This window comes from Acidisphaera sp. L21, assembly GCF_009765685.1.
Lineage (GTDB): Bacteria > Pseudomonadota > Alphaproteobacteria > Acetobacterales > Acetobacteraceae > LMUY01.
Genome location: NZ_LMUY01000011.1, coordinates 1 through 25,745, shown reverse-complemented (window position 1 = coordinate 25,745; position 25,745 = coordinate 1). Strand labels below are relative to the sequence as shown.

General features: G+C 65.3%; 19 protein-coding genes and 1 tRNA gene. 14 read left to right on the top strand and 6 right to left on the bottom strand.

Going from position 1 to position 25,745, the window contains the following annotated elements; all coding sequences use genetic code 11:
* The first annotated feature begins 460 nt into the window (after positions 1-460).
* Positions 461-1,561 (top strand): acyltransferase, encoded by a 1,101-nt coding sequence (locus GSQ76_RS02985; protein WP_254070214.1) that lies wholly within the window; start codon positions 461-463, stop codon positions 1,559-1,561.
* A 522-nt stretch (positions 1,562-2,083) separates the two neighbouring features.
* The gene (locus tag GSQ76_RS02980) at positions 2,084-2,401 is read left to right on the top strand and encodes a recombinase family protein (RefSeq protein WP_254070213.1); all 318 of its coding nucleotides are present in this window, start codon (positions 2,084-2,086) and stop codon (positions 2,399-2,401) included.
* 48 nt (positions 2,402-2,449) lie between these two features.
* Here GSQ76_RS02980 and GSQ76_RS32315 read toward each other — a convergent pair whose 3' ends face one another.
* The 3 genes from GSQ76_RS32315 to GSQ76_RS02970 form a co-directional block, all read right to left on the bottom strand.
* Entirely contained in the window at positions 2,450-2,578 is a 129-nt protein-coding gene (locus tag GSQ76_RS32315) for a hypothetical protein (RefSeq protein WP_256366956.1), read from the bottom strand.
* A 185-nt stretch (positions 2,579-2,763) separates the two neighbouring features.
* Positions 2,764-2,840, bottom strand: a tRNA-Arg gene (locus tag GSQ76_RS02975).
* Between the two features lie 24 nt (positions 2,841-2,864).
* Positions 2,865-3,908 (bottom strand): alpha/beta fold hydrolase, encoded by a 1,044-nt coding sequence (locus tag GSQ76_RS02970; RefSeq protein WP_158742428.1) that lies wholly within the window; start codon positions 3,906-3,908, stop codon positions 2,865-2,867.
* A 70-nt stretch (positions 3,909-3,978) separates the two neighbouring features.
* On the opposite strand from GSQ76_RS02970, the gene GSQ76_RS02965 reads away from it, so the two are divergent.
* Positions 3,979-4,158: a zinc-finger domain-containing protein gene (locus GSQ76_RS02965; RefSeq protein WP_174247279.1), complete on the top strand. Its 180-nt coding sequence runs from the start codon at positions 3,979-3,981 to the stop codon at positions 4,156-4,158.
* A gap of 14 nt (positions 4,159-4,172) precedes the next feature.
* The gene (gene polA, locus GSQ76_RS02960) at positions 4,173-6,872 is read left to right on the top strand and encodes a DNA polymerase I (protein WP_158742427.1); all 2,700 of its coding nucleotides are present in this window, start codon (positions 4,173-4,175) and stop codon (positions 6,870-6,872) included.
* A gap of 193 nt (positions 6,873-7,065) precedes the next feature.
* Here polA and GSQ76_RS02955 read toward each other — a convergent pair whose 3' ends face one another.
* Positions 7,066-7,587, bottom strand: coding sequence for a GNAT family N-acetyltransferase (locus GSQ76_RS02955; protein ID WP_158742426.1), 522 nt, complete (start codon positions 7,585-7,587; stop codon positions 7,066-7,068).
* A 276-nt stretch (positions 7,588-7,863) separates the two neighbouring features.
* Here GSQ76_RS02955 and GSQ76_RS02950 point away from each other — a divergent pair, with 276 nt between their 5' ends.
* The 10 genes from GSQ76_RS02950 (at position 7,864) to GSQ76_RS02905 (ending at position 23,550) form a co-directional block, all read left to right on the top strand.
* Positions 7,864-10,050, top strand: coding sequence for a peptidase domain-containing ABC transporter (locus GSQ76_RS02950; protein ID WP_158742431.1), 2,187 nt, complete (start codon positions 7,864-7,866; stop codon positions 10,048-10,050).
* Positions 10,051-10,182: 132 nt separating this feature from the next.
* Positions 10,183-11,589, top strand: a complete 1,407-nt coding sequence (locus tag GSQ76_RS02945; protein ID WP_158742425.1) for an HlyD family type I secretion periplasmic adaptor subunit — start codon at positions 10,183-10,185, stop codon at positions 11,587-11,589.
* A gap of 43 nt (positions 11,590-11,632) precedes the next feature.
* Entirely contained in the window at positions 11,633-13,399 is a 1,767-nt protein-coding gene (locus GSQ76_RS02940; protein ID WP_216850864.1) for a tetratricopeptide repeat protein, read from the top strand.
* Positions 13,400-13,446: 47 nt separating this feature from the next.
* A complete protein-coding gene (locus GSQ76_RS02935; protein ID WP_158742424.1) occupies positions 13,447-16,341 on the top strand; it encodes a glycosyltransferase in 2,895 nt (964 codons plus the stop codon).
* Positions 16,342-16,374: 33 nt separating this feature from the next.
* Positions 16,375-17,364, top strand: a complete 990-nt coding sequence (locus tag GSQ76_RS02930) for a hypothetical protein (RefSeq protein ID WP_216850863.1) — start codon at positions 16,375-16,377, stop codon at positions 17,362-17,364.
* Positions 17,365-17,386: 22 nt separating this feature from the next.
* Positions 17,387-18,691: a glycosyltransferase gene (locus tag GSQ76_RS02925; RefSeq protein WP_158742423.1), complete on the top strand. Its 1,305-nt coding sequence runs from the start codon at positions 17,387-17,389 to the stop codon at positions 18,689-18,691.
* Positions 18,692-18,740: 49 nt separating this feature from the next.
* On the top strand, positions 18,741-20,927 hold the full coding sequence (locus tag GSQ76_RS02920; protein WP_158742422.1) for an ATP-dependent helicase: 2,187 nt from the start codon (positions 18,741-18,743) through the stop codon (positions 20,925-20,927).
* A gap of 65 nt (positions 20,928-20,992) precedes the next feature.
* Positions 20,993-22,543, top strand: a complete 1,551-nt coding sequence (locus GSQ76_RS02915) for a tetratricopeptide repeat protein (protein ID WP_158742421.1) — start codon at positions 20,993-20,995, stop codon at positions 22,541-22,543.
* Between the two features lie 34 nt (positions 22,544-22,577).
* Positions 22,578-23,147, top strand: coding sequence for a rhodanese-like domain-containing protein (locus tag GSQ76_RS02910; RefSeq protein ID WP_158742420.1), 570 nt, complete (start codon positions 22,578-22,580; stop codon positions 23,145-23,147).
* A 79-nt stretch (positions 23,148-23,226) separates the two neighbouring features.
* Complete coding sequence (locus GSQ76_RS02905; RefSeq protein WP_158742419.1) at positions 23,227-23,550, top strand: hypothetical protein; 324 nt, start codon at positions 23,227-23,229, stop codon at positions 23,548-23,550.
* A 6-nt stretch (positions 23,551-23,556) separates the two neighbouring features.
* Here GSQ76_RS02905 and lpdA read toward each other — a convergent pair whose 3' ends face one another.
* The gene (lpdA, locus tag GSQ76_RS02900; RefSeq protein WP_158742418.1) at positions 23,557-24,936 is read right to left on the bottom strand and encodes a dihydrolipoyl dehydrogenase; all 1,380 of its coding nucleotides are present in this window, start codon (positions 24,934-24,936) and stop codon (positions 23,557-23,559) included.
* Positions 24,937-25,024: 88 nt separating this feature from the next.
* Positions 25,025-25,745: 2-oxo acid dehydrogenase subunit E2 (locus tag GSQ76_RS02895; protein ID WP_254070212.1), on the bottom strand; the 721-nt coding region annotated here is incomplete at its 5' end.

Below are 25,745 nucleotides of genomic sequence, written 5' to 3'. Positions count from 1 at the left end.
ACACCACGCGTCGCGCCAAGATGTTTATGGGTCCGGACCCTAGGCCGCCTTTGTCACGAGACGGCCGGTTACCCAGCAGGGCCGCTCGTCAGCTACCGGAGCTATCGATAACTCTCCGGGTGGAACCTCCCTCCACTGGTGGTGCGCGCCTTCGGCGCGCGCTGAATTATCCGGGCAACAAGACAGTTTGCGCAACCCTGAGAACTATATGGCCCGGACGTTTACACGAATTGATCGTGATGCTCCGCTCCTTGACGGACCGCGATACCGGTCAGGCTTCCCTTAATGTGCTGATCAGTCAGAGGGTCTGGTGGACGGTGTGGACGGTAGGTCCGGATTCGCCTAGAGTTCCAGTGCCAACATGCAAGATGAGCTTATCTGCTCAGAATGAAGGCGAGGGAATTGAGTATCTTGCTTCTGCCGGGGGCTGATGATGCGGGCGTCTACGGGACAGCACTGGGTGGCATTGGATCATGTGCGTGCGCTTGCTGCCCTGACCGTTTTCACTTGGCACTTCATACATTCGGGGAATGGATTTCCAGTACCTTTTGCCGGAGCGCCAGCGATCTTCCCCCTGTCGATATTAGATGAGGGACACACTGGCGTTGCTCTTTTCATGACCCTTTCGGGGTATCTTTTTGCGAAGATTCTCCATGGCAAGTTAGTGAGTTACCCGCTTTTCTTGTGGAACAGACTATTGCGGCTCGCACCATTGCTGATCCTGGTTATCGCCGCTGTTGGCACTGAGCAATATTTGCGTAACGGAAATTTTCAGCTTTGGGCTTACACGCGTCAACTTCTTAAGGGTGCCGTACTGCCATCATTGCCGAATGGCGGGTGGTCAATCACTGTCGAAGCGCATTTCTACCTCATACTGCCGGTGCTGATGATTGCCTCACGCCGTTGGCCGCAGGCTCCCCTTGCGTTCTTGGCCGTAGCAGTCATGGCCCGGCTTGTGCTGTACTTACATTGTGGTGAGGTCCAATATCTCTCCTATTGGACGATTGTTGGTCATATAGACCAGTTTCTGCTCGGAATATTTGCCTTCCGGTACCGTTCACTGCTCTGCGGTAGGCACGCACTGGCCGCGGCGACGGGACTTTGCTTTGCGGCGTTCTACTATGGGTTCGACGCCGCGGGCGGCTTTTATAAAATGGGTGGTTATCCGTCTGCTACGCCTCTCTGGATCATCATTCCGACATTTGAAGGGGCCGCTTATAGCATTCTCATCGCTTACTATGACAGCAGCTTCGCTCCAAGCAACAACGGCATATCCGGCCTAATCGGGAGGGCGGGCGCTTACAGTTACTCGATCTACCTGCTGCACTTTTTTGTGGTCTTTCGTGCGGCTAAATTCATTGATATGCATGTAATGGATATTTCTAATTTCTATGTCGCGTGTCTCTGGTCAGCATTCTGTTTTTGCCTAATGGTTCCTGTGGGTTGGGTAAGTTTTCGGTATATTGAGGAACCATTCCTCAGCCTGCGTAAGCGCTACATCAAGGCCCCGGAAGTGCCGTCGTCTGCGCAGACCCTTCCGCTCGGGCAGCGCGAACGCTGAGGAACCAACTATGCTGAATGGCCTGTTCGCAAAACCCCTCTGCCTGCGGGCTTCCAGCTTTGCGGGCTTCTTCTGGGTGCCGATCGGGTGTATCTGGAACCATCCGTTTTGGTTGATACCTAGAGTCTCCATGGTGTGGTCGGGGGATGACCAGCCAGACCATCCTGATCGTCCGGACCAGCATGACCACGCCCATCGACGAGGCTGTCCAGCGCCATGACCGGCCTGACCGTGCTGACCACCCTGACCGCAGAATGAGGTGCATGGTCAGGCTGGTCCGCCGGTCACTGGTTTGGGTCAATCCGGCAGGGTGGCGTGCAGGTGCTGCTTCTGAAGTCAGAGCCGTAGGTCGATGAGCGCCGAGCCCATTTGGGCCGGGCAGGCCGCCACGCCGACCAAGCATGCCATCCCGCCCGGCACACGGCGCGCAGCACTGTATGTCCGCGTCAGCACGGCCGACCGTGGCCAGACGGTTCAGAACCAGCTTCAACCACTTCAAGAGGCCGCCTTGGCTGGTCGATCGTGGCGGTCCATCGCGATGAAGGCATCAGCGGCGCCAAGGGCCGTGAGCAACGGCCGGGTCTCGAAGCGCTACTCAGGGGCGTTACCAGACGAGAGTATGACGTGGTGGCAGCATGGTCGGTTTGCCGGCTGGGACGGTCATTGCCCGATCTTCTGACAGTGCTGGACGAGCTACAAGCCCGTGGTGTCGATCTCTACCTGCACCAGCAGGCGATCGATACCGGCACTCCGGCGGGGCGAATGCTGTATGGGATGCCAGCCAGATGCTGGGGGCGCAGTACGGTGCTGGATCGGTCATCTGGGGGCCGATTGAAGTAAGGGGTGATGCCGTGTCAGCCGGATGATGACGACCGAGCCGATAGGCAGTCAAAAGGTCATCGGTACGGGGTCAATTGCCTGCACCGAGGACGCGGCTACCTGCGCCGGGACGACAACCCGCAGCGGCTCAATGCCGCGTTTGCAACGCGCAAGGTCGGCGGCATGCTCGGCGGTCATGCTGGATTGCTGTTCTGCGGCAGGACCCCTCGAACCGGGCTGTCCGACCCGATAATTTCACCTTTGGCCGATGCTGCTCCGCATATCAGGTCGGCCGCGCGTCAGGCGAGCCATCGCAGGCCTGCAATCAATTGATGGCTAGACGATCGCTAGCCCTTCGTCGAGGTCGTTTTCACTAAACTTATTGGCGGACCCGACACGATTCGAACGTGCGACCTTCGCCTTCGGAGGGCGACGCTCTATCCAGCTGAGCTACGGGTCCGTCTTCTGCACTCCATACCCCACGTTAGAACTCCACACCACCCCCAGGATGATATCGGGTCGCCCAGGTCGCCGCGGCGATGTCGGCGCCGGAGGGGAGCAGCGCGTCCGGGCGGCGGATCCAGGTGATCACGTCGTCGATGACAGCCTGGCGGTCCAGGTCCCGCATCAGCAGGTGATAGCCGTTGGGATACACCGCCCGGCGTGTATCGGGCGGCAAATGGGCCCAGGCGACGCCCATGGCACCGGCCGGCACCAGATCGTCATGCCCGCCATAGGCGATGAAGCTGCGGCCGTGCACCTGGGGGGCGGCGGCCTGGGCGGAGTCCATCAGGTCGACCAATCCGTTCAACACGGAAACCTGAGTGCTGCGGATGGTGAGCGGGTCGCGGACCAGGGCGATCAGCGCATCGCGGTTGTCGCTGGCGCGAACCTGCACGGGCACTTCGCCGGCAGTGATGCGGTGGCCGGGCGCGACGGCGTTGGCGGCCCATAGTGCGCTGGCCAGAACGAGGCCTTGTTCCGACCGGCCCCATACCGCGGGGGACAGCATGATCGTGCCGGTGATCGGCGGGGCGTCGGGGCGGGCGGCCAGGTCCATGGCGATGGCGCCACCCATGCTCTCCCCCATGACGAATAACGGGGTGGTGGGGTAGCGGCGTCGGAGATCGCGGGCCATCGCGTCGGCATCATCGACCAGGGCGGTGGTGCCGGGCCAGGTCTCACGCGCGGCAGTGTCGCCGAAGCCGCGTTGGTCGGGGGCGTACAGCGCAATGCCGTTAGCGGCGAACACCGGGGCGGGCAGCGCCCACTGGTCCCGGCTGTCGTTGAAGCCGTGCAGCGCCAGGATCACGGCGCTGGGCGCCCGGCCGTCCGGCGGCAGCCACACACGGGCGGGCAGGCGAGTGCCGTCCGGCAAGGTGAAGGTGTCATCCGGCACCGGATGCATCGTCAGCGGCTGGCCCGGCGTGCCGTACGGCGGCAGCCGGGTGGCGCAACCGCCGAGCAATAGGGCCAAACAAGCGAGGGTGGCGCGTAAGGTTGAACTCATGGCCAGCATGGCTATCATTGGCGTGCGTTCCCCACCAGTCGAGGTCCATATGCCGTTCGGCGCGTCCACGCCAGATACGCCCGCCGGGATGCCCCCAGGCGAGCACGAAATCATCCATGTGGACGACCGCGTCGTCGCCTGCGACGGGGGGAATGCCGGGTTGGGCCACCCGCGCGTGTGGCTCCGCATCGTGCACGAGCAGACGTTCTGCCCGTATTGCTCCCGCGTGTTCGTGTTGAACCCGGGCGCCGGGGATGGCGGACACTGACCAAGCCCAGCCCAATGCATCTGGTGCTGGTGGACGGCTCGGGGTTCATCTTCCGCGCCTTCCACGCCCTGCCGCCGATGACGCGGCCGGACGGCACGCCCGTGAACGCCGTGTTCGGCTTCACCAACATGCTGGCGCGGCTGCTGAAGGACCATGTCGGCACCCATTTGGCGGTCATCTTCGACGCCGGGCGTACCACGTTCCGCAACCGCATCTACGACGCCTACAAGGCCCACCGGCCGGACCCCCCGGCGGAGCTGATCCCGCAATTCGCCCTGGTCCGGGACGCAACGGTCGCCTTCGGCGTGCCCGCCATCGAACTGGCGGATTGGGAGGCAGACGATCTCATCGCCGCCTACGCCAAGGCAGCGGTCGATGCGGGCGGCCAGGTGACGATCGTGTCGTCCGACAAGGATCTGATGCAGCTCATCCGCCCCGGCGTGCTGCTGCAGGACCCGATCAAGCAGAAAACCATCGGGCCGGACGAGGTGCGTGAGAAGTTCGGCTGCGGCCCCGAGCATATGATCGACCTGCTGGCCCTGATGGGCGACAGCGTCGACAACGTGCCCGGCGTGCCCGGCATCGGGCCGAAGACCGCCTGCCAGTTGCTGGCGGAGTTCGGTGATCTTGAGGGCGTGCTCGCGGGCGCCCATACCATGAAGCCGTCCAAGCGGCGGGAATTGCTGATCACCCATGCCGAGCAGGCTCGACTTTCCCGCCAATTGGTCATCCTGCGGGACGACGTGCCACTGCCCGAGGCATTGGACACGCTGGTGACGCGGGAGCCGGAGCGGGCTGCATTGTCTGCCTGGCTGCACAGCATGGGGTTCCGCTCCACCGCTACCCGGCTGGGGCTGGATGGCCCGGTGGGCGAAGACATGCCGCCGCCACCGCCGCAGGAGACGGTCCTGCCCTTCGGCCCCTACGGCGCTGTCGACGATGCCGAGGGCTTGGCTGCCGTGCTGGATCAGGCGCGGGCGGGCGGCGTTGTGGCGATCTTCCCGGTATTGAGCGCCGGCGAGTTGGTGGGTCTGGGACTGGCGACCGCGCCCGGCCGCGCCTGCTACCTGCCACTGGCACATGAGGGCGATCTGGAGCGCCCAGTCCGGCAACTGAACCTTAACGAGGCGCGCATCGCGCTGGACCCGGTATTGGCCGACCCGGCGCTGCTGAAAGTGTTCCATGACGCGAAGGCCGGGCTGCTGGCGCTGTCGCGGGCTGGCTTTGGGCCGGTGTTGGCGGTCGACGACGATATGCTGCTGTCGTATGCGCAGGACGCCGGCGCCCACGCCCACACGCTGGAAGATCTGTCCCGCCTGCACCTCGGCCACACCGTGACGGGGTTGGACGCGGTAACGGGGACCGGCCGCACCCGGCTCGCCCTCTCGGCCGTGGCGACCGATCGGGCGGCGAGCCATGTGGCCGAAGCGGCGGATTGCGCGCTCCGGCTGCGCCACGCCCTGCGCGCGCGCCTGGCCGATGCCAAAGCCACGGCGCTGTACGAGCAGTTGGAGCGCCGGCTGATCCCCGTGCTGGGGGACATGGAGCGGGCGGGCATCACGGTTGACGAGGCGGAACTGCGACGTCTGTCGGCCGATTTCGGCGAGCGAATGGCCGTCGGCGAGACGGAGATCCACAAGTTGGCCGGCCGCCCCTTCAACCTTGGCAGCCCCAAGGTGCTGGGCGAGATCCTGTTCGACGAGATGAAGCTACCCGGCGGTCGTCGCACCAGCAGCGGCACCTGGGGTACGGATGCCGCGGTGCTGCAGACCCTGGCGGAGGGTGGGGCGGAGCTGCCGGGCCGCATCCTGGAATGGCGGCAGCTTGCGAAGCTGAAATCCACCTACGCCGACGCGCTGGTCACGGAAATCGACCGCACGACCGGCCGGGTGCACACGACCTATACGATGGCCGCCACCACCACGGGCCGCCTGTCGTCCAACGACCCCAACCTGCAGAACATCCCGATCCGGACGGAGGAGGGCGGGCGTATCCGCCGGGCCTTCGTCGCAGCGCCGGGCCATCAATTGGTGAGCGCGGACTATTCGCAGATCGAGCTGCGGTTGCTGGCTCATGTCGCCGACGTGCCGGCGCTGAGCGAGGCGTTTGCCACCGGGCAGGACATCCATAGCCGCACCGCCAGTGAGGTGTTTGGGGTGCCGATGGCCCAGATGACAGGCCTCGTGCGCCGCCGGGCGAAGGCAATCAATTTCGGCATCATCTACGGCATCAGCGCCTTCGGCCTTGCCCGGCAGTTGCAGATCGAGCCTGGCGAGGCCAAGGCCTATATCGACGCCTATTTCGCCCGCTACCCCGGCATCCGTGCCTATATGGAGAGCACGCGGGAGGAGGCACGCATCCACGGCTTCGTGCTGACGCCGTTCGGCCGCCGCTGCTGGGTGCCCGGCATCGCCGACCGCAACGGGGCCAAGCGCGCCTATGCCGAGCGGCAGGCCAGCAATGCGCCGTTGCAAGGCGGCGCCGCCGACATCATCAAACGGGCGATGGTGCGCTTGCCCGCCGCCATCGCCGGGGCCGGGCTGACGGGGCGTATGCTGCTCCAGGTCCACGACGAGTTGCTGTTCGAGGCACCGGATGCCGAGGTGGAGGCCTTTGCCACACTGGTCAAGCGTGTCATGGAAAATGCGGCGGTGTTGTCCGTGCCCTTAGTGGTGGAAACCGGCACTGGCGGAAGTTGGGCTGCGGCGCACTAGCGTGCTGCCCCGCTGCCGCGAGGCGGATTCGTTCGGCCGCGAATAGATTGATAGAATTTCGGCCCCAAAGATGAGGGACGATGTATTAACGAGCGTAGATGCCTCACCGCGAAATATCGTGACTTTCCCGTAATAATCGGCTTAACGTAAGGGATTGAGTGGACGCCCGATCGTGGGCGCCCATTGGCCGCGTCTAGTCGTTCGACAGGGCGGCGTCGCCTGCGCCCAGCGCCCGCTGCATGTAGACCGTATCCAGCCAGCGGCCGAACTTGAGCCCGACAGCGCGCATGGTTCCCACGTGATGGAAGCCAAGTGAGGAATGCATCCCGACGGATCCCACGTTCTCACTATCACCGATAACCGCGATCATCTGGCGGAATCCAGCCTTCTCAGCCTCGGCAACAAGGCGCACAACCAAAGCTTTACCAACGCCTTGGCCACGAACGTCCTCTCGCACGTAGATGCTATCCTCGGCCGTGAAACGGTAGGCACTGCGGTCCCGGATCTGCGCGTAGTAGGCGTAGCCGAGCACGCCCGTGGCATCCACGGCCACCAGCCAGGCCCAGCCGCGCCCGGTTCCGGCCTGCATGCGGGCGGTCATTTCCTCCAGCGAGGGGGGAATCTCCTCGAACGTGCCGGTGCCGTGTAGCACGTGGTGAGCGTAGATCGCCTGGATATCCGGCAGATCGGCGGGAGTGGCGGGTCGAATGTCCATGCCGGAAGCTCTCTCTATGATGGCTGAGACGGTGCGTTGGTCCGCGGCGATTGGGAAGTACGGAATTTATTGTTTCACCAGTTTCACGTGCCGAGCGGACATTTGGATTTCATCAACGCTTCCCATCTATAGGGCGCTTGGCGTAGAAGTCGGCCGAGTTGCCTGGTCAAGCACGGGGAATGATACAACGTGGACAAAGTCGAGGCCGGTCGCAGCGACCCGCGGATAACGCCGGGCACTATAAACGGCAACCAGAACGAGCAAGACGCGACCGAGATGCGGCTGTTGGCGGCCGCGGCAGTGGCGCGGCATCATGGCTACGAGTTGGATCGCAGCGACTTCCACCTGGAAGCCGGTGACGCGATCCCATCACCCTTGTCGCTGGTCAAGTGGCTGCGCGACCAGGGGTTGGTTGCCAAGGCCAGCCGGATGGTATGGGCACAGCTGCTGCGGCTGACCGCCGCCGCCGGCACCGGCGTGGTGTCCCCGGCGGTGCTGTTGTTCACCGACGGCACGGCGGGCGTGCTGGTGGGGTCTGATGCGACGCGGAACATCGTGTGGATCCGCGACCCACGGTCGGCTGGCCAGGACGCGGTCGCGGTGGACCGGCTGCGGCTGTCCCAGTTGTGGACCGGGGAGACGATTTTGGTCCGCCGCCCACGTGGGCAGACCGACGCCGACCAGCCTTTCTCGCTGATGTGGGTGATGCGGCTAATCCTGGCCCAGCGTAAGCTGATGAACGATGTCGGCATTGCGTCGCTCACCCTATCGGTGTTGACGATCCTGCCGCCGCTTCTGGTGATGTCGGTGATCGACCGGGTGGTAGGGCATCACAGCCTTTCAACCTTGGTTCTGCTCTCCACGATCCTGGCGATTGCCGCGATCTACGAGACGTTGCTCGGCTATGGCCGGCGGGAGCTTATTCAGATCATATCGACGCGCGTCGACACGCGGCTGCAACTCCATATCTTCACCCGGTTGCTCTCGCTGCCGCTGGATTATTTCGAACGGACGCAGGCTGGGTTGACGATTCACCGCCTGTTGCAGGTCTACCGGGTGCGCGAATTCGTCACCGGCAAGCTGATGGGAACGTTTCTCGACTGCATGACGCTGGTGTTCCTGCTACCGTTCCTGTTCTGGCTGAACGTGACCCTGTCGTGGATGGTGGTGGCGGCGGCCGGCATGATCGCGATCATCATTATGATCTTCCTGAAGCCGATCGGCCGCCTGATCGGCCGCGTGCAGGCTGCGGAATCGATGAAGAGCAGCGTGCTGGTTGAAAGCGTGCAGGGTATTCGGACCCTCAAGACGCTCGCATTGGAGCCGCAGCGCAAGGTGGAATGGGATGCCCGGGTCGCGACATCGGGCGAGTTACGGCTGGAGGCTGGGCGGCTGGCGAACTGGCCGCAGACGCTGATCACACCGATCGAGACGTTCATCAACCGCGGCGTGATCATGGTCGGCGCCTATCTGGCGCTCGACGCGGGCTCCACGGTGGGCGTTGGTTCCCTGGTGGCGTTCATGATGCTCGGCGCCCGGGTCACGGCGCCGCTCGTCGGCCTCGCCAAGCTGATCGAGGATTTCCAGGAAGTTCGCGCCGCGGTCGGCGAAGTAGGCTCGGTGCTGAACAACCAACCCGAACAGCAGAGCGGCGCTGGGCTGCGGCCGAGCTTCGAGGGTGCGATCTCGTTCGAGGAGCTGACTTTCACCTACCCGACCGGCAAGACGCCAGCACTGGACAAGGTGAGCTTCTCGATCCCCGCCGGCACGATGCTGGGCGTGGTGGGCCGGTCTGGCTCTGGTAAGTCGACCCTCACCCGGCTGCTGCAGGGCGTGAACCGCGACTACTCCGGGTTTCTGAAGATCGACGGGGCGGAATTGCGGGAGGTGAACCTCGCGCATCTTCGCCGCTCCTTCGGTGTGGTGTTGCAGGATAACTTCCTGTTCCGGGGCACGGTGCGCGACAATATCTCGGCGGGCCGGCCCGGCCTGACGATCGAGGACGTGGTGCGTGCCGCGCGCCTAGCCGGGGCGGAGGAGTTCATCGAGCGGCTTCCGCAGGGTTATGATACCTGGATCGAGGAAGGCTCCTCCAACATCTCGGGTGGGCAAAAGCAGCGCATGGCGATCGCCCGTGCGCTGATCACCGACCCCCGTATTCTAATCCTGGACGAAGCGACCAGCGCGTTGGATCCGGAGAGCGAGGCGTTGGTGAACGCCAATCTGACGCGGATCGGCCGCGGGCGCACGATGGTGATCGTCTCGCACCGTCTGGCCTCGCTGGTGGAATGTGATCAGATCCTGGTCATGGACCGTGGCAAGGTGATCGACGTGGCGCCGCATACGGTGTTGTTGGAGCGGTGCGCCATCTATCGCGCGCTGTGGCTGCAGCAGAATCGGCATATGGACCCGACCGGTGCCCGGGCGGCGTTGCTGAAGACCGTTGCTGGCCAGGGTGATTAGTAGACACACGGTGACGAGACACTCGGTGGTGACGCCAGTGACACGACGGCCCGTGACACGACGGCCAGTGAGACGACGGCCAGTGAGACGACGGGCGGAACAAGACGGCACGACGAGAGCAGGAGTCGAGCAATGAGCATTACGACGACAACCGGAACCCAGTTGACGCGCGGGCAATCGGCTCAGATGCCGTCTCTGCTGGAATTCTACTCGCCGTCCGCAGCCCTGTTGGAAGCCCGCCCGCAAGGCTCGGCGCGCGGCGTGATCTGGTCGGTGGCCAGCATGTTCGCCGCCTGCGCGCTCGCGGCCGGGCTGATCCCGATCGACAAGGTTGTGACGGCGCCGGGCAAGGTGGTCGCGACGGAAACCACAATCGTCGTGCAGCCGCTGGAAACCTCCATCGTGCGCGAGATCGCGGTGCAAGAGGGGCAAATCGTCCACAAGGGCGATCTGCTGGCCCGGCTGGATCCGACCTTCACGAGTTCCGATAAGACGGCAACGGGGCAGCAGGTTGCCAGCCTCCGCGCCGAGGTCGAGCGGCTGCAGGCCGAGGCGGCCGGCAAGGAGTATCAGCCTATCAGTCCCGACAGTGCGGCGTTGGTCCAGGAATCGATCTTCGCGCAACGCAAGTCCGAGCGGCAGTTCAAGGTCGAGAACTACCGCCAGAAGATCGACGCCCTGCAAGCCACGCTCAGCAAGGCGGTCGGCGACATCCAGTCGTATACTCAGCGCATGCAAGTTGCGTCCACGGTCGAAGGCAAGCGAGCGGAACTGGAGAAGTTGGGCTGGGGCAGCCAGCTGAACCGGCTGCAAGCGACCGATCAACGGATGACGATGCAGGCTGGGCTACAGGAAGCGCAGCAGACGGCGAGGTCGGCGACCGGCGACCTGCAGGCAATGCGTGCCGAGGCCGCTGGCTACGAAGAAAATCGCCGGGCCCAGATCTCTCAGGATTTGACCGATGCGTCGCGCAAGCTGGACGACGCACAGGGCACTTTCAGCAAGGCGTCACTGCGCTCTCGCCTGGTGGAGTTGCGCGCCGACCAGGATGCGACCGTTCTGTCCCGGGCCCCGGTTTCCGTCGGCTCCGTGCTGCAATCCGGCGACCAATTCCTGAAGCTGGTGCCGCTGAACGCCCCGCTCGAGGTAGAGGGCACGATCGCTGGAGCGGATGCGGGTTTCGTGCATTTGGGCGATACGGTCACGATCAAGTTCGACACTTTCCCGTTCACGCAATACGGCTCGGCGACCGGAACCGTGCGGGTCATCAGCCCGGACAGCTTCACCCAGCCACAGAACGACCAGGTCTCGCATGGCAATCAGCAGGCTGGGCAGGACGGCCAGACGATGGGCGGACAGAGCTATTATCGCGTGCGGATCGCCATCGAGAAGGTTGGGTTGCATGACACGCCGCGGGACTTCCGGGTGACGCCAGGCATGCCGGTGACGGCGGATGTGATGGTCGGCAAGCGAACGGTATTGAGCTACATCTTCAGCCGCGCCCTTCCCGTCGCCATGGACGGAATGCGCGAGCCGTGATCGACCCGGTGATAGTCGTGTTCTGGAGGAGGTTGGCCGCGTCGTGAGTGGGTTTCTGTCGGGCCTTCTGCCGGGTGGGGCGAAAGCCGCCGTACGACGTGCCGACCGGTTGCTGGAACAGGGAAACCATGCCGGCGCGCTGACCCAGTTGGCGCGTGCGGCCCAGGCTGGCGATGCCGAGGCGCAATTTCGCGTCGGCCGCGCCTACCTGGAGGGGCAGGGTGTTCCGCCGTCCATCCCGGAAGCTGCGAAATGGTTCGAAAAGGCGGGCAATGCCGGCCATGCCGAGGCGCAGGCGCGTTTGGCCGCCATTCATTTGCAGGGCCTGTTGCGCGACGGCGGGTCCGGTTCCTCCCCGCTGTTCCGCACCGGCGGGAATGCCGGTCCGGATTATGCCGCGGCCGCATTATGGGCCCGGCGCGCAACGGACTCTGGGTCGGCCGACGGCATGGCCGTGCTGGCGACGATTCTGTCATCGGGACCCGAGGAAACGCGGGACCTGCCGGCGGCGCTGGATTTGTATCGCCGCGCTGCCACGGGTGACAGCGCGCAGGGACGGCTGGGGCTGTCCCTCATGCTGGTGCGAAACGAGCCCGACGACGCTGCCAAAGAAGAGGCGGCGCGGGAGATGCGGCTGGCCGCCGCGGCCAATCTGCCGATGGCGATCTACCTGTTCGGCGTCATGCACGATTTTGCCATCGGGCTAGAGCGTGATGCCGTCGAGGCGGTGGATCTGTATCGCCGTGCGGCCGAAATGGGCGTGCGGTCTGGGCAGGCCCGATATGGTCTGGCCCTGCTGGAGGGGCGTGGCGTCAAGCAGGATCGGATCACCGGCGAATCCTGGCTGCGTCGTGCTGCCCTTGCTGGCGACGCGGAGGCCGCGGCGTTGGTCGGTGATCTCTATGCCAAGGGTGGCGAGTTGCCGCCGAACTATGCCGAGGCCTCGATGTGGTTCACCCGCGCGGCGGAGCAGGGCCATGCCATGGCCGCGCGTGCGCTGGGCCTGTTGTATTTGACCGGGGCGGGCGTCGCGCGCGATCCGGACGAGGCGACACGCTGGTTCCGGCGCTCGGCCGAGGCGGGCAACAAGGCCTCCCAGTCCGACCTGGCGAACCTGTTGCTGCAAGGCGCTGGGGCCGAGGATGATCGCATTCGTACTCGCGAGTGGTTCGAAGCGGCGGCCGATAGCGGCGACCTGGTCGCGGCGTTCAATTTCGGCGTCTGCCTGGCCGAGGGTGTGGGGATCGAGCGGGACGAGCGCCGGGCTGCACAATGGCTGCGCCGGGCGGCGGATGGCGTGGTGACGGCGCAGCATTGGTACGGTCGCATGCTGGCCGAGGGCCGCGGCGTCGACCGCGATGAAGTCGAAGGTCGTGCCTGGATCACCCGCGCCGCGAATGCTGGGCTGACGGACTCCAAGGTGGCCCTGGCAGAGATGCTCGTGAACGGGCGCGGTGGCAAACGCGACCACCAGGCGGCTCTGGTTCTGTTCGAAGGCGCGGCGAATGAGGGGCACATCGGCGCCATGTTCGCCACCGGCGCCTTATATGGCGGTGGACACGACATTCCGCCCGATCGTGTCGTGGCGCAGAAATGGTTCAAGATGGCGGCAGAGCGGGGGCACGCCTATGCCCAGATGATGCTCGGCCGCTACCTCGCCCGCGGTCTTGCCGGGCAGCAAAACATCTCCGAGGCCCGGCAATGGCTGCTATCGGCGCGCAACCAGGGCGTGGCGGAGGTCGCCGGAGACCTGGCGGCACTGCCGCCACAGGAAGGCCTATCCGCCGAAGCCGCATCTGCCACGGGCTGACCGCCCGTTGATGCGCTCTACCTGCCCGCGTTTCGGCACCTAGCGCCGTGAGTCGCGTTCCCTCGCTGGACCTGCGGGGCTCCACAGAAACCCTGCCCACGCGCACATCGGGGGAAATGTGGTCGGCCTTGGCGAAGGATGCGTGGCGCCAGGGGCAATCCGCCCCGGATGCCAAACTGGCCCGGCAATGGTTGGAGCGCGCCCGGCGTATTGCGCCAGATGATCAGACGGTGGCGCTCAGCCTTGCTATGACGTGTCTGCGCGGCGGGGACCCGGCCGAGGCGCGGCGGCTATTCCAGACTATCACTGCCGCAATTGATGTGTGCGAGGCGTGGCTTGGGCTGGCGGCCAGCGCGCTGCAAACCGGCGACCCGACGGCAGCCGTGACGGCCATGCAGGCGGCGCTGTCCCGCCACGCGGCGTCCGAAGCCGTGCGGTCTCTGGCGGCGTCGGTCGCGCGGGCCGCCGAATGGGCCGGTTGGTGCGCGGTGGATAGCGCGGGCCGTTTGTACGCCGATGCGGCTGCGGACCTCACGCTGGATGGCCGCCGTATCCGCCGGGCGTGGACGAACGACAATTGTGCGCTGCCTCCCGGGGAGTGTCTCGTGGTGGAACGGAACGGCGCGCCGCTTCTGGGCAGCCCAATCGATCTGCGGGCGATGAATGCGATCGAAGGGTTTGTCGCGGCAGAAGCGGGTGGCCTGTCCGGATGGGCCTGGCATCCTAGAAACCCCGACCGCGACCCGGTGCTTTGTATCGCAGGCAAGCGCGTGGTGGCGCGGGTGCGATTGGACAATGTCGCCACCCATCAACCCCTGTCCCGCCCGCGCCAGTTCCGGATCGCGGCCGCGGATTTGCCGGCAAGGCCGGTGAGCGTCACCGATACGGCGGGGCAACATCTGCTGGGCAGCCCGATCGATCCGGGTCTGGAAATTCGCAGTGCGACTGGGCTGGATTCCGGGTTCAAGCCGGTGTGGGCAGATGTGGTCGGCCCCGGCCGTCGCACCACGCCGCGGCGGCGGCCGGTCGATGTGGTCGTTCCCGTCTATCGCGGGCTGCGAACGACGCTGGCATGCCTGAATTCGGTACTGGCAACGATACCCCGGGGTAGCCGGGTGCATGTGGTAGACGACGCCGGGCCAGATGCCGCGTTGTCAGCCGCTTTGGATGAACTCGCCGCGGGCAAGCGCATCATTCTGCACCGTTTGCTTGCCAATCGGGGCTTTCCGGGGTCGGCGAATGCCGGGCTGCGTGCTGCCGCCGGGCGGGATGTGGTTTTGCTGAACAGCGACACGGTGGTGCCGCCGGGCTGGATGCAGCATCTGTCCGACGCGGCCTATTCGGCGCCGGATATCGGCAGCGCCTGCCCGCTGTCCAACGACGCGACCATCCTCAGCTATCCCAAGCGTGCGGGCGGCAACCCCATGCCCGATCCGGTGCCGCTGGCAGCCCTGGCCCGGCGCGCAAACGGGGCGGGGACGGTTGAAATCCCGGTGGCCGTCGGCTTCTGCATGTTCATCCGGCACGATTGCGCCGCCGCGGTCGGGTTGCTGCGGGAGGATATCTTCGCCCAGGGTTATGGTGAGGAGAATGATTGGTGCCTGCGCGCGCGCCATCGCGGCTGGCGCCATGTGGCCGCAACGGGATGTTTCGTGGCGCATGAGGGCGGGGCATCGTTCGGCCCCGCCAGGCAGCATCTGCAGGCGCGCAATGCCACGGTGCTGAACCGGTTGCACCCTGGCTACGAGGCGTTGATCGGTGCCTGGATAAAGGCCGATCCGCTTGGCCCGGCGCGGCAGCGCATCGACCTGTTGCGCTGGCGGGCCGGCAGGCGGAAAACCGCCGTCGTCCTGCTCGCCCACGCCCATGGCGGCGGCGTCGAACGCGTGGTTGCAGACCGTGCGGCGGCCATGCAAGCGGCGGGCGTTCGGCCCGTGGTGCTACGGCCGGACGGCGATGCGACCGTGGTTGGGGAGGGCGACACCCCAAACCTGCGCTACCGCCTGCCAGGCGACTGGCCCGCCCTGCTACGCCTGCTGAAGGCCGAGCGGGTGGAGCGGGTGGAGTTGCACCACTCATTGGGGCAGCATCCGGCCTTGTTGGATTTGGCGGCCCGGCTCGGCGTCGCCCAGGACGTGTTTATCCACGACTACGCCAGCTTCTGCGCGCGCATTCAATTGGTGCCGGAGCATAGCTATTGCGGGGAGCCGCCCGTGGCCCAGTGCGTCGCCTGCGTGGCGGACCACGGCAGCAACCTGGACGAGCCGATTGGCCCCGTGGAACTGGTGGCCCGGTCGGCCATGATGCTGGCGCAGGCCCGTCAGGTCGTGGCGCCGGCGTCCGATGTCGCAACGCGGATCCGGCGCCATTTCCCGCTGGTGCGCCCCGTCGTCGTGGCATTGGAGGACGACACCGCCATCCCGCCGCCCCCACCCACTCCGGCGTCCGTGCGCCATCTCTGCGTCGTCGGCGGGATCGGGATCGAGAAAGGTTACGAGGTCCTGCTCGGCTGCGTTCGCGACGCGGCGGCGCGGCGCCTACCCCTGCGATTCACCGTCGTCGGCTTCACGTTCGACGACGAGCGATTGCTGGCGGCCGGCCCGGTGTTCGTCACCGGCAAATTCGCCAGCGGCGAGGGCGAGGCACTGATGAGACGCCAAAAGGCCGACATCGCGTTCATTCCATCGATCTGGCCGGAAACCTGGTGCTTCGCGCTCGGTGAGGCGTGGCGTGCCGGTCTGCGCGCGATGGTATTCGACATCGGCGCCCCGGCGGAGCGGGTTCGAAGCACCGGTTGGGGCCACACATTGCCACTGGGTTTATCGCCATCTGCCATCAATGACTGGGTGCTTCGCGGCGGTGCTGCAGGCGTAGAATCGTTACGCAAGCAGCATTTCGCTGCGATTACCCCATCGCCATCTTCCCAAATTCCTGCCAAGTGAGTGGGATGAACGCTACTTCGTAAAGGCGTAAGTATGTCTGAGGCTAATCCACCCCCGGCCGATCTTGTTACCGAATTGCAAGTGTCCGGGCACTTGATGCAATTGGATGCGGGTGTTTACTGCGTTTACCATTCACCCGGTTCGACTGCCCCGGACCCACAGACTGGATTGCCTGGTGCCCGCCTTACGCTGCCGCCCGGCCCTCCGGCGCGGGGTGTCTCCATCGTCAGTTTTCGCGACGACGGTTGGATCGGCTCGCTCGATTCCGCGGCGTTGATCCGTGTGATGCAGGGGCCAGCCCATGTGTTGATGACGATCTATCAGGCTGTTGGCGCCACACAGTCGCCGCGCCTGCAGGTTACCAAGCTGGTGGAGGGGGTGCAGACGCTTGCCGCCAAGCAGGGGATCGTGGCCCCGCCGGGCTACGAGGAAGAGGTCGGTGAGGCGGCGTTGGAGCCGGTCGACGACGCCGAGATCGCGGCCCATATCCAACGCCGTGGCGATGTTCTGGCCCGGCTGAATGAGTGGGTGGGCGAGCGCGGCAGCCAGCAATGGATCGAAGGCTTTGCTCTGTCGCCACGCGGGTCGGTGTTGCCGCAAGATATCGAATACCAGGCCGTGCTAGGCCGTGGTTGGCTGTCCCCCTGGTCCGAAGGCAGCCAGTATTGCGGCAGCCGCGGCATGGCCCTGCCCATCTTGGGCTTGCGCGTGCGACTTCGCGGAGCTTCGGCCGACACCCATAATGTGCAAGTCAGCGCGACCTTCACCGATGGCACGGCCATCGGCCCAGTGGCCGCTGGCGAGGCGTGCGAGGCGGAGAGCCTGGCGCCGCTGGAGGCTTTCAAGGTCGAACTGCTTCCCATCACCGCTGCAACGGCGCCCCGGGCCAAGCCGGCCCCGGCCCCTGTCGCCAAGCGTGCGCCGGCGCCGCCGGTAAAGATGGCTGCCCCTGTCGTCCGCTCGCGCGCTCCCGTGCCGGCACCCAAGGCAAAGCCGGTTCTGCCGAAGGGACGCGGCCGCTAGGCCAATTGCCGCTCGCCCGACGATGAAGTTCCTATTCGTCCACCAGAATTACCCGGCTCAGTTCCTCCACATCGTGCGCCGCCTGCTGAAGCAGGGGGAGCACGATGTGGTGTTCATCTGCGAGCCGAATAGCAACATCATATCCGGCGTCCGCCGGGTCACCTACGAGGCGCATAAGCGGCCCGGGCCGCCCACCCACAAGGATGCTCGCGATTTCGCCCTGGCCATGGCGCGGGCGGAGGCGGTGGCGAAGGCGGCGAAGCAGGTGCGGACGCTGGGCTTCACCCCGGACATCATCATCGGCCACCATGGCTGGGGGGAGTTGCTGAACCTGGGAGATGTGTTCCCCGGTGTGCCGCTGCTTGGGTATCAGGAATATTTCTACGCGTTGACGGGGCAGGATGTCGGCTTCGATCCAGAGTTCAAGGTCGATATCGAATCCAATTCCAACATCCGGGCGATGAACGCGGTTAACCTGTTGACGTTGACCAACCCCGGGTTCGGGCAGACGCCGACACATTTCCAATGGAACACCTATCCAGCTTGGGCCCGCCCCAACATCACCCTGCTGCAAGAGGGTGTGAACCTGGATATCTGCCGTCCCTTGCGGCCCAAGCGCGCAACGACCATCGCAGGCATTCCGATTGGGGCGAAGGAAAAGCTGGTCACCTACGTCGCCCGTGACCTGGAGCCATATCGCGGCTTCCATCAGGTAATGCGGTCCCTGCCAGCCATCCTGCGCGCGCGGCCGGACGCACGCGTGGTCCTGGTGGGTGGTGACGGGGCCAGCTACGGCTCGCGCCTTGCCGGGACCACCTGGCGCGAACATCAGGTAGCGGAACTGGGTAAGACGCTGGACCTGAGCCGGGTGCACTTTCCCGGCCGGCTGGATTACGACAGCTATGTGCGGCTGCTGCAGCGCTCGGACGCACACGTCTATTTCACCTACCCGTTTGTTGCCTCCTGGTCGTTGCGGGAGGCGCTGGCTTGCGGCTGCGCGCTGGTATGCAGCGACACCGCGCCGGTGCAGGAGTTCGTCACCCACGGGGAAACTGGCCTGCTAACGCCGTTCTTCGACCCCGGCGCGCTGGCCGACCGGGTCGTGGAGACGCTGGAGGCCGGGCCGGATGTGCTGGAGCGCCGGAGTAATGCGCGGCTCTGGGCGGAACAGAACCTTGACATGGGCGGGTACCTGGACAGGTACGAGGCCTTGATCGCGAAGATCGCTGGCCGCCCGATCCAGGAACCGCGTGCGACCCGGACGCCGGCGAAGGTCGCCGCGAGCAGGGGCAAGCCGGCTGCCACCCGCAGGCGTTCCGGCGGATAGCAGGCGCCAACGCCTTCCATCCCGCACCGATCGGTACCATTTTCCCGTCATGACCGACTACCTGACCCGGCTGAATCCCGAACAACGCGCGGCTGTCGAAACCCTGGATGGCCCGTTGCTGGTGCTGGCCGGCGCCGGTACCGGCAAGACGCGCGTATTGACCACGCGCTTCGCCCACATCCTGCTGAGCAAGCGGGCCTTCCCGAACCAGGTGCTGGCCGTCACCTTCACCAACAAGGCCGCCCGCGAGATGCGGGAGCGGGTCGGCGCCATCCTCGGCCACCCTGCAGAAGGTCTATGGCTGGGCACGTTCCACGCCCTCTGCGCCCGCATGCTGCGACGGCACGCACAGTTGGTCGGGTTGCAATCCAACTTCACCATCCTGGACATGGACGACCAGATGCGCCTGCTGAAGCAGGTGATGGAGGCCGGTCGCGTCGACACCAAGCGTTGGATTCCGGCGGCGCTGATGGCGATCATCCAGCGCTGGAAGGATCGCGGGTTGACGCCGGAGCGGGTGACCCCGGCGGAGGACACCGATTTCGCCAACGGCCATGCGCGCGCCCTGTATGCAGCCTATCAGAGCCGGCTCGCAGCGCTGAACACCGCGGATTTCGGCGACCTGTTGCTGCACGTGACCGAGATCATGCGCAACCATGCCGAGGTGCTGGCGCAATATCACCGCATGTTCCGCTATATCCTGGTCGACGAATATCAGGACACCAACCAGATCCAGTATCTCTGGCTGCGTCTGCTGGCTCAACAGCACAAGAACATCTGCTGCGTCGGGGATGACGACCAGTCGATCTATTCTTGGCGCGGGGCCGAGGTGGAGAACATCCTGCGCTTCGAGAAGGATTTCCCCGGCGCGCAGATCGTCCGGCTGGAGAGCAATTACCGCTCCACCGCGCCGATCTTGGCCGCCGCCTCCGGGTTGATTGCGCATAACGAGGGCCGCATGGGCAAGACCCTGCGCCCCGGCCGCAACGATTCCGAGGGCGAGCCGGTGAGCGTGGTGAGCCTGTGGGACTCCGACGAGGAGGCCCGCATGGTCGGCGACCGGGCCGAGTCGCTGCGCCGCGATGGTCATGCGTTGGCGGAGATGGCGGTGCTGGTCCGCGCCTCGTTCCAGACCCGCGCGTTCGAGGAGCGGATGATCACGCTGGGCCTACCCTACCGCGTGGTCGGCGGTCTGCGGTTCTACGAGCGGCAGGAGATCCGCGACGCCATCGCATACCTCCGGGTGATGCACTCGCCGGCGGATGATCTGGCGTTCGAGCGCATCGTCAACCTGCCACGCCGGGGCGTTGGCGATGCAGCGCTGCGGTCGATCCATTTGCTGGCGCGGGAGGGCGGCACGTCCCTCTACGTCGCGACCGCCCGGGCGACGCAGGATGGCACACTGAAGGGCAAAGTGGCCCAGTCCCTGCGCGACCTGCTGCAGAGTTTCGACCGGTGGCGGGAACAATTGCCCCGGGACGGCCACGTGACCACCGCGGCCACCGTGCTGGACGAGAGCGGCTACACCGACATGTGGAAGCGCGACAAATCGCCGGAAGCGCCGGGCCGGCTGGAGAACCTGAAGGAGTTGGTGCGCGCCCTGGCCGAGTTCGAGACCATCGCCGGCTTCCTGGATCATGTGAGCCTGGTGATGGAGAACGAGCAGGAGGGCGACACCGACCGGCTGAGCCTGATGACCCTGCACGGTGCCAAGGGGCTGGAGTTCGACACCGTGTTCCTACCGGGCTGGGAGGAAGGCGTGTTCCCCAGCCAGCGCACCCTGGACGAAAGCGGCAATAAGGGGCTGGAGGAGGAGCGGCGGCTCGCCTATGTCGGCATCACCCGTGCCCGGCGGCGCGCGATCATAAGCCACGCCGCCAACCGCCGGATCTATGCCAATTGGCAAAGCTCCATCCCGTCGCGGTTCATCGATGAGTTGCCGGAGGATCATGTGCAGCGCGTCGGCTCCGCCGCGATGGCGCGGGAGCAGCGGCTGACGGCGCCAACCGTCTTCACCGGGCAGTTCCCGCTGATGGCCAAGCGGCCCAAGGTGACCGAAGTCTGGGAGCAGAATGCGCGGCCGCCGCGCGCGGATGGGCTGGCGGTCGGCGTGCGCGTGTTCCACCAGAAATTCGGCTACGGCACGGTGAATGCCGTCAGCGACGACCGGCTGGACGTGGCGTTCGATAAGGCCGGGTCGAAACGGGTGCTGGATCGGTTCGTGGAGCGGGCGTAGCCACACACGATTGCATTTTTCGTCGCGCGCGGCACTGTCACGGTGGATGGCAAAGGCTTCGACGGATGCAGGACCCTGGCGAGACGATCCGGAACGCGCTCGCCATCGCCATCGCCCATCACCAAAGGGGCGAACTGAACGAGGCGGAGCGGATTTACCGCCTGATCATCGATGCTGCGCCAAATAGCCCGGTTGCGCTGAACAATCTCGGGCTCGTCGTGCCGCCAGACGAAGCGATTGGCTTGTTTCACCGCGCGATCGCCATCGAGCCGAACTACGTGGACGCGCTGATCAACCTATCCAGCGCGTTGGCGGCGCGCGGCGACCAGCCGGACGCGGATGCTGCGTATCACCGGGCGGTCGAATTGATCCCGGACGATCCGGATGCCCTGTTCCAACTGGCGAGCGTCCTGCAGTCGCAGGGGCGGACCAGGGACGCGGTGGCCCAATATGAGCGGGCCGTCCGCATCCGGCCGGATTTCGCCGCGGCGCTCTGCAATCTTGGCCTGTTGCACGCCGCCGTCGACGAGAACGGCCTCGCCGCAACGTATTTCCGCCGTGCGATTGAGACCGAGCCGGATAATGTCGCGGCCAACCTTAATCTGGGCGGCCTGTTGGAGGCGGAGGGGCGGCTGGTCGAGGCAAAGGCCCATCGGGACCGCGTACCGCGCCCGCAGCCGCTGAATGTCTTGCAGGGTGCCGCAGCCGCCCGGGTTGTTCTGGTTCTGGCCAACGCGTGCTCGGGCAATGTGCCGGTCGAGACGTTGCTGCCGCCGGAGCGGAACACGCGCATCACCTGGTACGTCGAACTCGCAACCGACGCGCAGGCGCAGGATCTGCCGCACCACGACGTTGTCTTCAACGCGATCGGCAATGCGGATCTAATGGCGGATTCGGTCGACCGGATCACGCGCCTGCACGCGCGTCGGCCTGTCCTCAATCCACCGGCGCAGGTGGCGCGCACCCGGCGGGATCTTATGCCCAGCCTACTGGCCGGAATCGCCGATATCATCGTGCCCGCGTCCGTCCGGCTGGCGAGGGAGCAAATTACCGGGGCAGCCGCCGATATTCCGCCGCCGCTGCTGATCCGCCCCGCAGTCGCGCATGGTGGCGAGGGGCTGATGCTGGTCGAAACTGTGGACGCATTGAAAGCCTTCGAAATCGGCATCGCAGATGCCTATTACGCGACGGCATTTCACGATTTTCGCAGTGCGGACGGCTTCTACCGGAAATACCGGATGATTTTCGTCGATCGCCAGCCGTATCCCTACCACCTGGCGATCGCCAGGACGTGGCTGGTTCACTATTACACCGCCGACATGCTGGCGGAGCCGTGGAAGCGCGTGGAGGAGCAGCGTTTTCTGGAAGATCCCGCTGCGGTTCTGGGGCCGGGATTGATGACGGCGCTGTCGGCCATCGCCCAACGCCTTGACCTGGATTACGCCGGGATCGATTTCTCAGTCGATCCGGAGGGCCGTCTCCTCGTGTTCGAGGCGAATGCGACCATGCTGGTGCATCTTCACGATTCGGCGGCGGATTTTGCCTACAAGCATCGCCATGTCCCGAAGATCATCCAGGCGTTCGATGCCATGCTTGGTCGCAACGCCGCCCGGTGAAGGCGGTCGGCGTTCAAGGACGCGGATCATCGCGATGCGCCTCGGGCCGCTATTTCTGGCGCTGGCGATATCCCTGACGAGTTGCGCGACGCAGCCTGCAATGCCGTGGCAGCAGGCTCCATTGGGCGCTCCGGCCTACGACAACGAGACACAGGATTTCGGCCTGCCTGCAATATCCACCATCAAAACCGGTGGATACGAAGCACCGACGCCGATGCAGATCGACGGCGTGATGACGGTGACCACGCCGCAACTGCGCGCGATGATGATATCGGCCAAGCCGCCCGTGTTGATCGATGTGATCGCCGGCCACCAGTCCGTCAGTTTACCCGGCGCGGTCTGGCTGCGCGGCGCCGGTATGGGAACCGGGCTGGACGACGATGTGCAGGAGCAGTTGGGCAGCAAACTGGCAAGCCTGACGGGTGGCGACAAGACGAGGACGTTGGCGTTCTTCTGCCTGTCCCAAACCTGCTGGCTGTCTCACAATGCGGCTCTACGGGCGACGAAGCTCGGTTACGGCAACGTGCTGTGGTATCGCGGTGGCCGCCGTGCCTGGATGGCGGCGGGCTTGCCGATGGAGCCAATTCAAGCGCAAAGCCCGTAACCCGCGACCGTTTCGATTCGTCTTGTCAACGAGAACGTGCCGGTTCCTAATCGTGGCGGCCCAACATGCGGAGCGCTCCATGCCGCTTAACCTGAAAACAACCGCAGCAATCAACTCGATGATCGCGGCGGAGGCCCACAAGACCGTCGCCCTGTCCACAACGATCCGCCAACTCGGGTCGTCCCGGTCGGCCGACCCGGTGCAGCAGATGCAGACCGACGCAATTATCGCATTATACGACGCGGTGAAGACGATCCAGGATGCGCTGTGGCCAATGCTGTTGCTGCTGCCGGATGTCGAGGCAGCCCGAGACGCCGCGCAGAAAGTGAAAAGCGCGCCTTCGCCATTCGGCTTGGCGAGCTTCGCGCAGGCCAACCAGAACCCGATGCGCTACAAGCCCTAACCCCGGCTAGAAGTGGATCGCGCGCCCGTACGCGTCCAACACAGCCTCGTGCATCGTCTCGCTGACGGTGGGGTGCGGGAAGACGGTGTGCATCAGGTCCGTCTCCGTTGTCTCCAGTGTGCGGGCGATAGCGTAGCCCTGGATCATCTCCGTCACCTCGGCGCCGCACATATGGGCGCCCAGCAACTCGCCGGTCTTGGCGTCGAACACGACCTTCACGATGCCCTCGGGCTCACCCATGGCAATCGCCTTGCCATTGCCGATGAACGGGAAGCGGCCGACGCGGACCTCGTGGCCCAGTTCCTTGGCGCGCGCCTCGGTCAGCCCGACGCTGGCGACCTGGGGGCGGCAATAGGTGCATCCCGGGATGTTGGTCCAGTCGATGGGATGCACGTCCAGCCCGGCGATCTTTTCCACGCACATCACGCCCTCATGACTCGCTTTATGGGCCAGCCATGGCGCGCCGGCGATGTCGCCGATGGCGTAGACACCGGGTTCACCAGTGCGGCAGAAGCCGTCGATCACGACATGGGTGCGGTCGACCACCACCTTGGTGCCCTCCAGCCCCAGATCCTCCACGTTGCCGACGATGCCGGCGGCGGAGATGATGCGATCGACCGTGATCTCCTGCGTTTTGCCACCAACGTCGATCGTCGCGGTGACGCTGTCCGCGCCCTTCTTGGCGGCGGTGACCTTGGCGCCAGTGATGATCTTCATCCCCTGCTTTTCCAGGGCCTTGCGGGCGAAGGCGCTGATCTCCTGGTCTTCGACCGGCAGGATGCGGTCCATCACCTCCACCACGGTCACCTGCGCGCCCATGTTGAGGAAGAAGGACGCGAATTCGATCCCGATCGCGCCGGAGCCGATGACCAGCAGGGATTTCGGCATGGACGGCGGCACCATCGCCTCGCGATAGGACCAGATCAACTTGCCATCCACTTCCAGCCCGGGCAGCTGCCGGGCGCGGGCGCCGGTGGCCAGGATGATGTGCGGCGCGGTCAGCGTCTTGTCGCCGACGGTGACGGTACCTTTCCCGGCCAGCTTGGCGCTGCCCATGATGACCTGAACCTTATTCTTCTTCAGCAAATGCGACACGCCGGACGATAGCTGCTTGGCCACGCCGCGCGACCGCTTCACCACCGCCGCCATGTCGAACCGGATGTTGTCGGCGGCAAAGCCGAACTCACCCAGATTGTGGAGCAGGTGATTGATCTCGCTGGAGCGGAGCAGCGCCTTGGTTGGGATGCAGCCCCAGTTGAGGCAGATGCCGCCGAGGTTCTCGCGCTCCACCACCACGGCTTTCATGCCCAGCTGCGCTGCGCGGATCGCCGCCACGTAGCCGCCTGGGCCGCCGCCGATGACGATCAGGTCGAATTGGTCAGCCATGGTCATACTCCCAGACCGCCATGCCGGCCCGACGCTTGCGGCCAGAGGCCGTCATGGGCGTGCAAGGCCGTGCCAAAGGCGGGGAACGTTAAAGCATCAGGCTCAGCGGATCCTGCACGATGGCCTTGAACGCGGCCATCCACTCCGCGGCCACAGCGCCATCCACCACGCGGTGATCGACGGACAGGGTGCAGGTCATCACCGTGGCGATGGCCAGCGCGCCGTCCTTAACCACCGGGCGCGGCTCCCCGGCGCCAACGGCCAGGATGCCGCCCTGTGGCGGGTTGATGATGGCGCTGAACGACTTCACGCCGAACATGCCGAGGTTGGAGATGGAGAAGCCGCCGCCCTGGAACTCCTCCGGCTTCAGCTTGCCGGTGCGGGCGCGGGCGGCGAGGTCCTTCATCTCGTTGCTGATGGTGGCCACGCCCTTCTGGTCCGCCTTGCGGATGATCGGGGTGATCAGGCCGCCATCGATCGCGACGGCAACGCTGATGTCGACATTGTCGTACATCGCCGTGCCCTCGTCGGTCCAACTGGCATTGGCGGCCGGCACCCGGCGCAGCGCAGCGGCGACAGCCTTGATCACCAGGTCGTTCACCGACAGCTTGAATGCGCTCGGCCCGTCCTTCGGGGACTTGGCGTTCAGGTCGGCGCGCAGCTTCAGCAGCGCATCGATTTCCAGATCCGCAGTGACGTAGAAATGCGGCACCTGCTGCTTGGATTCGGACAGGCGCCGGGCCACGACGCGTCGCATCGTGGTATGTGGCACCAGCGTATGCGCCTCGCTGATGGTCACCGGGCGGGGC